The 12,538-nt window shown below is 70.9% G+C and carries 11 protein-coding genes; 8 read left to right on the top strand and 3 right to left on the bottom strand.

The window, feature by feature from the left end:
- Positions 1 to 39: 39 nt before the first annotated feature.
- From D7Y21_RS01025 to D7Y21_RS00990, 8 genes are all read left to right on the top strand, one after another.
- Complete coding sequence (locus D7Y21_RS01025; protein ID WP_121710663.1) at positions 40 to 1,098, top strand: alpha/beta fold hydrolase; 1,059 nt, start codon at positions 40 to 42, stop codon at positions 1,096 to 1,098.
- Positions 1,099 to 1,112: 14 nt separating this feature from the next.
- A complete protein-coding gene (locus tag D7Y21_RS01020; protein ID WP_120567241.1) occupies positions 1,113 to 2,054 on the top strand; it encodes an acetoacetate decarboxylase family protein in 942 nt (313 codons plus the stop codon).
- The gene (locus tag D7Y21_RS01015) at positions 2,051 to 2,593 is read left to right on the top strand and encodes a hypothetical protein (RefSeq protein WP_121710661.1); all 543 of its coding nucleotides are present in this window, start codon (positions 2,051 to 2,053) and stop codon (positions 2,591 to 2,593) included. The genes D7Y21_RS01020 and D7Y21_RS01015 overlap by 4 nt, the downstream gene beginning before the upstream one ends.
- Positions 2,590 to 4,710: a patatin-like phospholipase family protein gene (locus tag D7Y21_RS01010; RefSeq protein ID WP_121710659.1), complete on the top strand. Its 2,121-nt coding sequence runs from the start codon at positions 2,590 to 2,592 to the stop codon at positions 4,708 to 4,710. Before D7Y21_RS01015 ends, D7Y21_RS01010 begins: the two co-directional genes overlap by 4 nt.
- Positions 4,694 to 6,469, top strand: coding sequence for a GMC oxidoreductase (locus D7Y21_RS01005; RefSeq protein ID WP_121710657.1), 1,776 nt, complete (start codon positions 4,694 to 4,696; stop codon positions 6,467 to 6,469). Before D7Y21_RS01010 ends, D7Y21_RS01005 begins: the two co-directional genes overlap by 17 nt.
- Positions 6,445 to 8,259, top strand: a complete 1,815-nt coding sequence (locus tag D7Y21_RS01000; protein WP_121710655.1) for a metallophosphoesterase — start codon at positions 6,445 to 6,447, stop codon at positions 8,257 to 8,259. The genes D7Y21_RS01005 and D7Y21_RS01000 overlap by 25 nt, the downstream gene beginning before the upstream one ends.
- Positions 8,260 to 8,293: 34 nt before the next feature.
- Entirely contained in the window at positions 8,294 to 8,983 is a 690-nt protein-coding gene (locus D7Y21_RS00995; protein ID WP_121710653.1) for a hypothetical protein, read from the top strand.
- 102 nt (positions 8,984 to 9,085) lie between these two features.
- Entirely contained in the window at positions 9,086 to 10,051 is a 966-nt protein-coding gene (locus D7Y21_RS00990) for a hypothetical protein (protein WP_121710651.1), read from the top strand.
- Between the two features lie 16 nt (positions 10,052 to 10,067).
- On the opposite strand, the gene D7Y21_RS00985 is transcribed toward D7Y21_RS00990, so the two are convergent.
- The 3 genes from D7Y21_RS00985 to D7Y21_RS00975 all read right to left on the bottom strand — a co-directional run bounded on the left by D7Y21_RS00985 (position 10,068) and on the right by D7Y21_RS00975 (position 12,365).
- A complete protein-coding gene (locus D7Y21_RS00985; RefSeq protein ID WP_120568427.1) occupies positions 10,068 to 10,544 on the bottom strand; it encodes a hypothetical protein in 477 nt (158 codons plus the stop codon).
- Between the two features lie 138 nt (positions 10,545 to 10,682).
- Positions 10,683 to 12,071: a sigma 54-interacting transcriptional regulator gene (locus tag D7Y21_RS00980; RefSeq protein ID WP_121710649.1), complete on the bottom strand. Its 1,389-nt coding sequence runs from the start codon at positions 12,069 to 12,071 to the stop codon at positions 10,683 to 10,685.
- A gap of 99 nt (positions 12,072 to 12,170) precedes the next feature.
- Positions 12,171 to 12,365 (bottom strand): hypothetical protein, encoded by a 195-nt coding sequence (locus D7Y21_RS00975; protein WP_014397120.1) that lies wholly within the window; start codon positions 12,363 to 12,365, stop codon positions 12,171 to 12,173.
- Positions 12,366 to 12,538: the final 173 nt, after the last annotated feature.

The raw sequence follows: 12,538 nt of genomic DNA, 5'->3' as shown, positions 1-12,538 counted from the left end.
GCGCACCGCCCAACGTTTGCGGTGTGGGGGGATGCCGCCATGTCCGCGGAAACAATCCATGAGCCGCGCTACACCGAGGAGATCGTTCCCTTCCTCGCGGGTGACGGCCGCGCGCTGCACCTGGTGCACCTGCGGGGTGTCGAGAAGGCGGACAAGGGGCCGGTGGTGCTGGTGCACGGAGCCGGCGTGCGCGGGAACATCTTCCGCGCGCCGGTGCGCCAGACCGTGGTCGATGCGCTGATTGAAGACGGCTACGACGTGTGGCTGGAGAACTGGCGCGCCAGCATGGACGTGGAGCCGGGCGAGTGGACCCTGGACCAGGCCGCCGTCCTGGACCACCCGCCCGCCATCCGCACCGTGCGGGAGAAGACGGGCGCGGACAAGATCAAGGCCGTCATCCACTGCCAGGGCTCCACCAGCTTCACCATGGCCGCGGTGGCGGGGCTCCTTCCGGAGGTGGACCTCATCATCACCAACGCCGTGTCGCTGCACCCGGTGGTGCCCGCGACCGCGAAGGTGAAGCTGCACTACGCCGTGCCGCTGGTCGCGCGGTTGACGCCCTTCCTGGATCCACAGTGGGCCTACGGCGGCCCCACGCGCACGGCCCGGATGCTGACGCGCGTGGTGCAGGCCACGCATCACGAGTGCGAGAACCTGGTCTGCCGCTGGACGAGCTTCACCTACGGCACGGGCTTCCCGGTGCTGTGGCGCCACGAGAACCTCAACACCCAGACGCACGACTGGCTCCAGCACGAGTTCGGCCCGGTGCCCTTCAGCTTCTTCAAGCAGATGTACCAGTGCGTGCACGCCGGCCACCTGGTGCCCGTGGAGGGCTTCCGCGCGCTGCCGGAGGACCTGGGCGTGCGCGAGCCCCAGACGGACGCGCGCTTCGTCTTCTTCGCGGGCGAGGAGAACCGCTGCTTCCTCGCGGAGAGCCAGCGCCGCAGCTTCGAGCATCTGGAGCACTTCCACCCGGGCCGGCACGCGCTGCACCTGCTGCCGGGCTACGGCCACCTGGACGTCTTCATGGGCAAGCGCGCGTCCCAGGACGTCTTCCCCCTCATCCTCTCCGAGTTGGATCGCCCGGCGATCCACTGACGAAAGGCAAAGCCATGTTCCTGCCTCGACGCATCCAGACCCAGTACGGCCGCTATTCGCGCGTGGATGACATCCCGTACGCGCTGCCAGTGGACTCGAAGGGGGCACCCGCGATGGTGGCCGCCTTCACCGTGGACGCCCGCCGCGCGGCGGCCCTGCTGCCCGGCAATGAGCTGCACCCGCTGCGCCTGTCGCGCGACCGGAGCGTGCTGCTCGTCTCCGTCATCGACTACAAGCAGACGGACATCGGCGCGTACATCGAGTTCAGCATCGCGCTCGCGTGCACGCACGGGCGCAGGCCCGCGCCGCCGCTCCTGCCCCTGCTGTTCCAGAAGCGCTTCGGCGTGGGGCAGTACGTGGTGGACCTGCCGGTGAACACGGAGATCTCCGTGAAGGGCGGCAAGGGCATCTGGGGCATGCCCAAGCACCTGGCCCGGCTGGACTTCCAGGTGGAGGACGGCTCCGTGAGCAGCCGCTACGAAGAGGGCGGCCAGCAGGCGGTGCGCGTGCGCATCGAGCGCCCGAAGCTCGCGTGGCTGCCCTTGCGGATGGCGGCGGTGAACTACTGCGCCTTCCGGGGGATGCTGATGAAGTCCACCATCTACTTCCGGGGCCGCTTCGGCTTCCGGATGGGGAAGCGCGCGTGGGGGACGCTGGAGTTGGGCGACCATCCGCGCGTGCAGGTGCTGCGGGATTTGAGCATCTCCCCGCGCCCGTTCCTCACCGGGTTCTTCCCGGCGTCCAGCGGCGTGCTGGATGACCACTTCGAGGCGTGGTTCCTCACCCAGCCCACGCTGCCTCCGGACACGTATCCGGAGGGACTCAAGAGCGTGGTGGACCTGGGCCAGGACCAGACCCCCATGCCAGCCCCGGAGTCGGACGGAGCACCGCCGAGGGCGCTCCATGCCGTGGGACCGCTGCCCGAAGCGCGTCCACGCGAGGATGCGCGGCCATGAAGCGCGGCGGCCCCCTGGATCTGGCGAACGCGTGCCTGCTGTTCCTGTGCACGTCCATGTACCTGGGCACGGGCTGGTCGCTGATCCTCTTCACGTTCCCCATCGCGCCCCAGCTCACGGTGGACAACTACTACCTGCAGTTCGTGCCGCAGGTGCAGGCGGCCACGCGGTTCTTCACCTGGATGACGGCGGTGATGCTGCTGTCCTCCGGGGTGCTGGCGTGGCGCGAGCGCAAGGCGGCCCTGCGCTGGTACCCGCTGGGCGTGCTCGTCGCGGTGGTGGTGGCCACGCTGCTCACGCGCATCTACATCTTCCCGTACAACTACGAGATGGCGGCCGGCATCACGTCGCCCGAACGGCTGAGAGAGGTGCTGGACGCGTGGATGCGGATGAACCGCATCCGCGTGGGGCTGTGGACGGTGCAGTGGCTGCTCACGCTGGGCTACTTCGTGCACCGGGTGCTGCGCGCCCAGCAGCCGGCGGGGGAGCGCTGGCGCCTGGGGCTGTCCGTGCCGCCGCGCGGGGAGGCCCACGCATGAGCCCGGCCGCGTCGCGATGGCTGGAGCGTCAAGCCCGCGTCAACGGGCGCCCCTGGCGCTGGGCGCTCGCGGCCATCGGGTGGATCACCGTCGCGACCGGCGCGGCGCAGATGTTCCTGCCGGGGCTGGAGCTGCGGCTGTTGCACGCGGATGCGTCCGCGGCGCCCGCGCACTTCTTCCGCATCGTGGGCATGTTCATGGTGCTGTTCGGCGGCCTGCTCCTGCACGGCCTGCACGAGCCCCGAGCGAACCCCGCTGCCTTCCTGTGGACCGGCCTCCAGAAGGTGGGGGCCTGCGGCATGGTGGTGGCGGGCGTGGCGCGCGACCTGCTGTCGCCCCTGGCGCTGGGGGTGGCGGCGTTCGACGCGCTGTCCGCCGTGCTGGTGCTGGGGTTCTACGCGTCGCTGCGCCAGCGCGAGCAGATCATCACCGTGCTCAGGCCGCAGACAGAGGGAGCGGCTCCGGAGACCACCAGCCCCTCCGTCAGCGCGCTGCGCGTCGCGGAGGCGACCCGCAATGGCGTGCATCCGCGGCGGCCCCTGCGCACGTTCGGGGAGGACTCGGCCGTCCAGGTGTCCTCGGCGGAGGCGCCCCGGCGTTCGCTGGTGCTCGCGGGGGGCGGCATGCGCGTCGCGTGGCAGGCGGGGGTGCTGCGCGCGCTGACGGACGCGCGGCTGTCCTTCTCCCACGCGGACGGCACTTCCGGCGGCATCATCACCCTGGCGATGTGGCTGTCCGGCCAGTCCCCCGCGGAGATGTGCGAGCGGTGGCGGACGCTGGACGTGAAGGACTTCGTGTCGCTGATGCCGCTGGACGAATACGCGCGGCCCTGGAAGCTCACCGCGCTGGGGGACGCGGACGGCATCGTCCAGCGCGTCTTCCCGCACCTGGGCGTGGACGTGGACGCCATCCGCGCGAATCGCGAGCGCTCCGGCACCTTCAACGTGTGCGACTTCACCCGGAAGACGAACGAGGCCATCCCGCACACGGACGTGGACCGCGACCTGCTGGTGGCCGGCATCTCCCTGCCGCTCTTCATGCCCCCGGTGGAGAAGGACAGTCACCTGTACCTGGACTCGGTGTGGATCCAGGACGCCAACGTGCTGGAGGCCGTGCGCCGGGGAGCGGACGAGGTGTGGATCGTCTGGTGCATCGGCAACACGGCCCGGTACGCCAACGGCTTCTTCCGCCAGTACGTCCACATGATTGAGCTGAGCGCGAACGGCGCGCTCTTCGCCCAGTTGGAGCAGGTGCGCGAACTCAACGCGCGCATCCTCGCGGGCGAGCACGTGCCTGGACATTCGCGGCCCATCACCGTGCACCTCATCAAACCCGAGCACCCGCTGCCCCTGGACCCGGACTTCTACGCGGGCCACATCACGGCCGCGACCCTCATCGACCAGGGCTACTCGGACGCCTGCCGCTACCTGGCGGTGGCGGACGGCCAGGGCCTGCCCCTCACCCCGGAGATTACCCAGATGACCGAACCCGCCTACGACCTGAGCTTCCGCGAGACCATGGCCGGTCCGCTCGCGATGGGCACCACCGACCCCGAGGCGGGCGCCCACGACGGGCGCTCCACGCCCTTCACCATGCACTGCACCATCACCATTGACGACATGGAGGCGTTCATCCGCGACCCGGACCACGCGGCCCGGCTGGTGGCGCACGTGCAATACAAGCCGCTGGGCATGGACCTGCCCGTGCGCGAGGGGAGCTTCAACCTCTTCCGCGCCACGGATGATCCGCGCACGAAGATCATGACCTACGGCCTGCGCTTCCAGGCGAACGGCCAGGACTACTACCTGGACGGCACGAAGACGCTGCGCGACGACCCGGGCCCGGACCTCTGGCGCGACACCACGCGGCTCTACAGCTACCTGCACGCAGGCGTGGACGCGCGCGGCCCGGTGGTGGGCGCGGGCGTCATGGTGCTGGGCATGCGCGAGCTGCTCCACCTGGTGGCCAGCATGCGCTCGTCGCGCGGAGGCGTGGAGGGCGCGGAGATGATGGCCCGCTTCGGCCACCTGTTCCTGGGCGCGCTCTGGGACCTCTACGCCCCGGAGGCGCCCGTGCGCGAGCGCGAAGAGGAGGCCCCGCATGGCCACGAGGGCTGAGCACTTCGACGTCGTCATCGTGGGTTCGGGCTTCGGCGGTTCGGTGATGGCGTGGCGGCTGGCGGAGGCGGGCCTGCGGGTGTGCGTGCTGGAGCGGGGCAAGGCGTATCCGCCGGGCTCCTTCGCGCGCAGTCCGCACGACATGCGCCGCAACTTCTGGGACCCGAGCAAGGGCATGCACGGCCTGTTCAACCTCTGGTCCTTCCAGGGGCTGGGCGGCGTGGTGTCCTCGGGGCTGGGAGGCGGGTCGCTCATCTACGCGAACGTGCTGCTGCGCAAGGACGCGAAGACCTTCATCCACGAGGACCTCCACGACGGGGGCTACGAGGACTGGCCCGTCACCCGCGCGGATCTGGAGACGCACTACGACGCAGTGGAGCGGATGATGCGCGTGCAGCGCTATCCGCTGGAGCATCCGCCGTATGCCTCCACCGCGAAGACGCTGGCCATGAAGCTCGCGGCCGAGCGCCTGGGCCGCGCGGGCGACTGGCAGCTGCCGCCGCTGGCCGTGACGTTCGGCAACCCCGGCGAGGTGCCCGTCCCGGGCGAGCCCATCCGCGAGGAGCATCCCAACCTCCACGGCCGCACGCGCACCACCTGCCACCTCTGCGGTGAATGCGACGTTGGCTGCAACACGGGCAGCAAGAACACGCTCGATTACACGTACCTGTCCGCGGCGAAGCGCGCGGGTGCGGAGCTGCGCACTCTCGCGGAGGTGACGGAGCTGTGGCCCTCGGACGGGGGCGGCTACGTGGTGCGGTACCTGGACCACACGGACACGCCGGAGGACGTGCCGCGCGAAGGGCCCAAGTCCCTGCTGCCGCGCAGCACCGTGACGGCGGACCGGCTGGTGCTGGCGGCGGGCACGTTCGGCACCCCGTTCCTGCTCCTGAAGAACCGGCGGAGCTTCCCCGGGATGAGCGGACGGTTGGGCACGCGCTTCTGCGGCAACGGAGACCTGCTGGGCTTCATGCGCCAGTGCCACGACTCGAGCACCGGCAAGCTGCTGCCTCGCATCCTGGAGGGAGGGCACGGGCCGGTCATCACCAGCGCGCTGCACTTCCGGAGTCAGGAGGAGGGCGGCACGGGCCGGGGCTACTACATCGAGGACGCGGGCTACCCGGAGTTCGTCAACTGGCTCTACGAGGGCGCGTATCAGGTGCCGCTGGTGGAGCGAGGCCTCAAGCTGGCGTGGCGCCTGATTCGCGGGTGGACGGGACACGCGCACGACTCCGACGTGAGCGAGGAGATCGCCGAGCTCCTGGGAGACTGTCTGGGCTCCGCGACGTCGTTGCCGCTGCTGGGCATGGGGCGTGACCTTCCCAATGGCCACATGCGGCTGACGGACGACGGGATGCTGGCCATCGACTGGCGGATGAGCGGCTCGCGCGAGTACTTCCAGCAGGTGCGCCAGTCGATGGCGGACATCGCCAAGACGCTGGAGGGGAGGCTGCTGCAGAACCCGCTCAGCTACTTGAGCCGGGTCATCACGGTGCATCCGCTGGGCGGCTGTCCCATGGGGCGCGGGCCGGAAGAGGGTGTGGTGGACGCGACGGGTGAAGCCTTTGGCCACCCGGGGCTGTACGTGGCCGACGGCTCGATGATGCCGGGCCCCGTCGGGCCCAACCCGAGCCTCACCATCGCGGCGCTCGCGGACCGGTTCGCGGATGCGCTCATCGATTCGCACCGCAGGGGCACTCGGGGTCGTGCGTGGCGGGCGACGGAGGAGGGGCCATGGCCGTCCGCGCCTCCGATGTGAGCCGCATCCCGGGCCAGCGCGTCGAGCCCGAGCCCCAGACGCCTCCGGGCCGGAAGATGGTGTCGTGGTACGACCCGGCCGTGCTCGCGAAGTCGGGCATGAAGGCGCTGCTGTCCGGGACGTTCGGAAAGCAGGCGGACCGGCGGCTGCTGGATGCCGTATCCCGGCCGCAGCCGCTGGCGTTCGACTACTCGGTGGACGACACCGGTCATCCGCGCGACGAGCTGTGGCTGGACTACGTGGCGGACCTGGGCGACGGCTGGGACTCCACCTACGCGGTGGCGTCCACCGTGATGGCGCCGGAGCTGGCGCTCACGGACGAGGACGGCAAGACGCATGTCACGCGGGGCGGCGACGTGCTCGTGTTCGGCGGAGACGAGGTGTATCCGACCGCGAGCGTGGACGAGTACCAGGCGCGCACGGTGGTGCCGTACGAGGACGCGCTGAACAAGCGGCGGCACCGGCCGCACCTGTTCGCGGTGCCGGGCAACCATGACTGGTATGACGGACTGGTGTCCTTCACGCGCCTGTTCTGCCAGGGCCGGCGCTCCAATGGCTGGCGCACGCAGCAGCAGCGCAGCTACTTCGCGCTGAGGCTGCCGCACGGCTGGTGGCTGCTGGGCACGGACTTCCAACTGGAGTCCGACCTGGACGCGCCGCAGGTGGAGTTCTTCCAGAAGGTGGCCGGGCAGATGCGCGCCACGGACCGGATCATCCTCTGCAACGCGGAGCCGGCGTGGGTGAAGCAGCAGGTGATGCCTCACGCGGGGCGCGGCTTCCTGGATCACAACATCGACTTCCTGGAGCAGGAGGTGCTGGGCAAGAAGGTGAGCGTCTTCCTGGCGGGGGACCTGCACCACTACCGCCGGCACGAGAGCGCGGACGGGCGGCAGAAGATCATCGCGGGTGGGGGAGGGGCGTTCCTTCATCCCACGCACCTGCCCAAGGTGGACCAGAGTCCAGGCGGCTTCGTGCAGAAGGCGAGCTATCCGCCGCGGAAGACGTCCCAGTGGCTCGCCTGGCGCAACCTGCTGTTCACCGCGATCAACCCCTGGTTCGGCGTGTTCATGGGCGTCGTCTACACGCTGCTGGGCTGGGGCGTGGCCGCGAACCTCAACGAGGGCGCGGTGGGTGCGCCTTCGTTCCGGGAGCTCATCAACGCGGCGTTGCAGAGCACGGGCTCCATGGTGCTGGGGGCCGGCGTGGTGCTGGGCGCGGTCGCGTTCGCGGACCGCCGGAGGGGACCGCGCTGGAAGAAGGCCGCCGGCGTGGCGCATGGACTGGCGCACATGGGGGTGGCGCTGCTGCTCACGTGGGGTGTGTCCGCCATCGCCTCGCCGCTGGCGGCGGAGCTTCAGTGGAGCCTGCGGCGGGATTTCTTCAGCGGGCTGCTGCTGTTCGGCGGAGGTGCGCTGGTGGGGCCGCTGGTGGTGGGCGTGTACCTGCTGCTGTCGCTCAACGTGTTCTCCTGTCACCCCAACGAGGCGTTCTCGTCGCTGTCCATTCCGGACTGGAAGAACTTCCTCCGGCTCCACTTCGACGCGGACGGCCAGCTCACGGTGTACCCGGTGGGTTTCCGGCGGGTGCCTCGGCGGTGGAAGCGGGGGAGCGGACCGGAGGAGCCGGTGTGGGTGCCGGACCCGACGGACACGCGGGCGACACCGCCCCGGCTCATCGAGCCGCCCATCGTCATCGGCCGGACGAAGGCGCTTCCGGGGAAGCTGGAGACCGGTCCACCCGGACTCACGGACATGATGGTGGACGAACATCCTCCCGGCGGAGCGGTTTGAGCGGCGCGGGCCAAAGGCCTACGCTGCTGGCCCCATGAAGGCGATGCTCCTGTCCCTGCTCTTCCTCGGCGCCGCGCCGTCCGGCCCCGCGCCGTCGTCCCTGCCTCCCGAAGCGCTGGGGGCACCCCCGCTCGTGGATGCGTCTCCGACCGCGTGGTCGTGCACCATCGACACGCTGCGCGCGGGCAAGGAGTGCGTGTTCGAGGCGGAGGTGCCGCCTTCCAAGGGCACGAACGCGGACGTGGAGTCCGCCAACATCAAGCTGCTGAAGGACGCGTCGCGCGCCCTCTGCTCGGAGGCCGTGAGCAACGCGCGGGACGGCTCGCCCGACCCCAAGCTCGTCGCCGTCTGCGAGCGCAAGTACGCGGACGTCGTGGGCCGCTGCGGCATCGAAGGCAATACGCCGGTGGTGGATGCCAAGGGCCGCTTCGCGCCCGCGGCCCGCGCCTGCTACCGCGCGCTGTCCTCCGTGCTCCAGGACGTGCAGCTGATGGCCTCCGTGGCCTCCACCTGTTGTGAGTGCGCCGCGCGCAGCCAGTGCCCCGGCAACGGCGAGAGCTGCTACGCGGCCGTGTCGCGGCAGCAGGCCGGGCCCACCACGCTCGCGTGCATGGACGAGCGCTGCCACGACGCGTGCTCCATGATGCTGCCCCCGTCCGCGTCCATTCCGCGCCAGGCGCCGTCGCGCGCGAGCCAGCAGCACACCGACTCCGCCTCGCTGTAACGCGCCCACCGCGCTTCAGGGTTCGTCCCGCGCGTCGTCATCGCGCGGAGTCTTCGCCGTCCCGGTCCCACCGAGCCGCCGCACTTCAAGGAGCCCCGCGCCATGCCCCGTCTTCCGTTGCTGACCCTCCTGGGTGCGCTCGCCACCGGCTGCGGTGCCTCGCACTCCCACGTCGCGCTGGAGGACCGCGCCCTCACGGACTCGCCTCCGCCGCGGACGCCGCCTCCCGCGCCCCGGCGCTCCGTCGCCGCTGAGGAAGCTCCCACGTCGCCACATGACGCCCGCGCGTTCCTGGCTCGCTACTCCACGCCCGCCGCGTGCGAGACCGCTGCCCGCAGGCTCCAGGCGACCTCTCGCGACGACGCGTGGCTGGCCCTGAAGGTATGCGCGGAGGCCCCTGGCTTCACCCAACTGGGCGCCGTGCTGGGCAGCGCGTGGGCGGAAGACCTGCGCGTGCGGCCGGACGCCGCCAACCTCATCGCCCGCGTGGTGGCCCAGCGCGGCGGCAGCGTGGACGGTGAGCTGCGCCTGCTCCACGCGCGCAAGGTGCCCATCTTCTCGCTCGCGTCCGCCGTCGCCCAGCCGGACACCTACCGCGGCCGCTACGTGCTCCTGCGCGCGCAGGTGGCCGACCAGCGCTCGGAAGGGGAGCGCCCCACGCTGTGGCTGGTGGAGCAGGGCCTCCAGTCCGTGGCCTCCCGCCGCGAGGTCGGCGTCGCCTACCACACCGACACCGTCACGGAGGCCTCCGGCGACCTGGGCGGACGGACGGCGATCACCGGAGAGGGCCGCGTGGGCGGCTCCATCTTCACCCGGGAGAGCAACACCCAGTCCGCCTCCGAGCGCACCTACGACAACCTCTCCGAGGAGACCGGACGCGAGGCCCTGGGCCGGCTCGCCGCGCCGGATCCCTTCCTGGAGACCCGCCGCGACTACGTCATCCTCGCGCGCTTCGACGGCCTGCGCGTCACCTCCGGCATGACCACCGACGACGAGGACGAGGGCCCGAAGATCCCCGTGCTCACCATCGTCAGCTACCACCTGCCGCAGTCGCTCGCCGTCTACTGACGGGCCGCCGCGCCCGTCAGCGCTTCACCGGCGCCGCGGTCGCCGTCGCCGTCAAATCCCGCGACGGCGTGCCGGAGTAGATCTCCACGTCCGTGGCCACCCACGACCCCAGCCGCTCGCCGTAGGTCGTGTGCACCAGCACGCCCGGGTGCAGCTGGGCGCGGGCCACGCGCTTGCCATCGCGCAGGATTCGCGTGGACGGCGCCACCACGAACGGCCGCTCCACGCCGTCGTCGTCGCGCACCGTGAAGCCCCGCGCGCCCGAAAGCGTCACCGTGCCGTAGAAGTCCGGCACGTCCTCGGCCACCACCGCGCCCGCGCTTCCGCTCCCGCCGGTGCCTTCCTCCGTCGGAACCTCCGCCCGGGTCTGGAACACCGCGATCGGCGGCACCATGCCGCTCTCCGCGACGGCCCCGTCCCGCGACTGGCACGCGCTGCCGCCCAGCACGAGCCCTCCGACGACGAACAGCCACCTCCCCCATCCCTGGCGCATGGCACCCACCTCTCGTGCGTTGGTGCTCCCAAGATGGGGCGGAAACCCGGTCCGACAACCACCCCCGGCAGGGAGGTCCGCCCCAGTGTCACCCGGGCCACGGGGACCGTGACCGCGAGTGGGGGCAGGGGAGCGCCGTCAGTCCGGACCGGACACCAGCCCGTGCTTTCGCAGGAGCTTTCGCAGGTAGACGCGGTCGATGCCCGCCTCGCGTGACGCCTTGGAGACGTTGCCGCCGCACCGCTCGAGCAGCGTGCGCAGGTAGTCGCGCTCGAAGCCTTCGATGAGGCGCTCCTTCGCTTCCTTGAAGGGCAGCTCCAGCGCCAGCGACAGCGTGTCCTCCGGGTCCAGGTCCGGCGACAGGGCAGGGCGCGGAACCGGCGTGTCCGGCAGCTCCGGCAGCGCGGACTCGCCCAGGCTCACCACCCGGTCCACCACGTTGCGCAGCTCCCGCACGTTGCCCGGCCACGGGTACTGGGCGAGCAGGGCGCGCGTCTGGTCCGACAGGGCGCTGGGCGGCTTGCCCATCCGCTCCAGCACGGTGTCGATGAGCAGCGGGATGTCCTCCGGGCGCTCGCGCAGGGGCGGCAGCGTCGCGCGCAGCACCGCGAGCCGGTGGAACAGGTCGCCGCGGAAGCGGCCCGCCTTCACCGCGCCCTCCAGGTCCTGGTGCGTGGCCGCCACCACCCGCACGTTCACCGAGCGGTAGTCGTTGGCGCCCACCCGCTTCACCTGCCGGCGCTCCAGCGCGCGCAACAGCCGGGGCTGCACCTCCAGGGGCAGCTCCCCGACTTCATCCAGGAAGAGGGTGCCGCCATGGGCGCGCTCGAAGGCGCCCGCCCGGTCCGCCTGCGCGCCGGTGAAGGCGCCCTTCACGTGGCCGAACAGCTCCGACTCCAACAGCTGCGGCGCCACGCCCGCCAGGTCCACGATGACGAAGGGCCCCTTGGAGCGCCCGCCATGCAGGTGCAGTCCTTCCGCGCACAGCTCCTTGCCGGTGCCCGTCTCGCCCTGGATGAGCACGTCGGACTCGCCCTGGGCCACGCGCTCCAGCAGGGTGAACACCTCGCGCATCCGGCGGCTCTGGCCCACCAGGTTGCCGAACCGTTCGCGGTTGGACAGGGGCAGGGTGTGCGCCTTCTCTCCCTCCGGGACGAGCTTCAGCTCCGTGGTGCCCAGCGTGAGCACCGCGCCGGGGCGCACCTCCAGGGTGGTGAAGCGCATGCCCTCGCAGAACGAGCCGTTGCGCGAGCCCACGTCCACCGCCTGGATGCTGTCCTCGCGCACGTCCAGCAGCAGGTGGCTGCGAGACACCGCGCGGTCCGCGATGATCACGTCCGAGCTGGCGTCCGCGCCCACCCGGTAGCGCCCGGGCGCCAGCGGGTAGCTCTTGCCCGCGTCCGGGCCGGACAGCACCAACAGCCGCACCCGCACCCGCGCCGAGCGCATCGCCGGCAGGGCGTCCGTGCGCAGCTGCCGGTCTTCCTCCCCGCTGTCGTCCCCGAAGCGCGCCACGGCGCGGACCATAACATACGGAAACAGAAAGGCCCGGCCTCCCCGCACGCACCGGAAAGGTGCGTACTGGAAGAGGACGGGCCCGGGAGGAGTCCAGGGGCAGCGCGGCGGTCAGGCCGGCGGCTTCGCGTGCTTGTAGAAGAGCACCAGCGTGTAGCAGTGGAACTCGTTGTCGGAGGACTGGCAGACGACCCGGTCCACGATCTCCAGGTCCGCGTTGCTCTTGATCCAGCGGGTGACGTTCTCACCCAACTCTTCCCGCTCCTTGGCCTTCGTCGCGGAGAAGACCTTCACGCCCGTGAACATCGCCTGCCACTCCTTGTGGGTGGTGAGAAAAGGCTTGACCGGGGGTTATCGCACACGCCGTTTCGGGGTGTCAAAAATGCTGCGGTCCAAAAGTCGTGATCCGCGAGGGAGCGGGGGAGCGGGGTGGGGTGGGGGTTTGCAGGTGCACCGGCATGCATAGGTTCACCCGGTCG

The organism is Corallococcus sp. AB045, assembly GCF_003668895.1.
GTDB lineage: Bacteria > Myxococcota > Myxococcia > Myxococcales > Myxococcaceae > Corallococcus > Corallococcus coralloides.
Note: the sequence above shows the minus strand (reverse complement) of the source record. Positions and strands in the feature narration are given on the sequence as shown.

Excerpts from the sequence above, each read along its gene's own strand:
- D7Y21_RS00980 (WP_121710649.1), bottom strand. The coding sequence starts at position 12,071 with ATGGTCCGCGCCGTGGCGCGCTTCGGGGACGACAGCGGGGAGGAAGAC.
- D7Y21_RS01025 (WP_121710663.1), top strand. The coding sequence starts at position 40 with ATGTCCGCGGAAACAATCCATGAGCCGCGCTACACCGAGGAGATCGTT.
- D7Y21_RS00975 (WP_014397120.1), bottom strand. The coding sequence starts at position 12,365 with ATGTTCACGGGCGTGAAGGTCTTCTCCGCGACGAAGGCCAAGGAGCGG.
- D7Y21_RS01005 (WP_121710657.1), top strand. The coding sequence starts at position 4,694 with ATGGCCACGAGGGCTGAGCACTTCGACGTCGTCATCGTGGGTTCGGGC.
- D7Y21_RS01020 (WP_120567241.1), top strand. The coding sequence starts at position 1,113 with ATGTTCCTGCCTCGACGCATCCAGACCCAGTACGGCCGCTATTCGCGC.
- D7Y21_RS00985 (WP_120568427.1), bottom strand. The coding sequence starts at position 10,544 with ATGCGCCAGGGATGGGGGAGGTGGCTGTTCGTCGTCGGAGGGCTCGTG.
- D7Y21_RS00995 (WP_121710653.1), top strand. The coding sequence starts at position 8,294 with ATGAAGGCGATGCTCCTGTCCCTGCTCTTCCTCGGCGCCGCGCCGTCC.
- D7Y21_RS01015 (WP_121710661.1), top strand. The coding sequence starts at position 2,051 with ATGAAGCGCGGCGGCCCCCTGGATCTGGCGAACGCGTGCCTGCTGTTC.
- D7Y21_RS00990 (WP_121710651.1), top strand. The coding sequence starts at position 9,086 with ATGCCCCGTCTTCCGTTGCTGACCCTCCTGGGTGCGCTCGCCACCGGC.
- D7Y21_RS01010 (WP_121710659.1), top strand. The coding sequence starts at position 2,590 with ATGAGCCCGGCCGCGTCGCGATGGCTGGAGCGTCAAGCCCGCGTCAAC.
- D7Y21_RS01000 (WP_121710655.1), top strand. The coding sequence starts at position 6,445 with ATGGCCGTCCGCGCCTCCGATGTGAGCCGCATCCCGGGCCAGCGCGTC.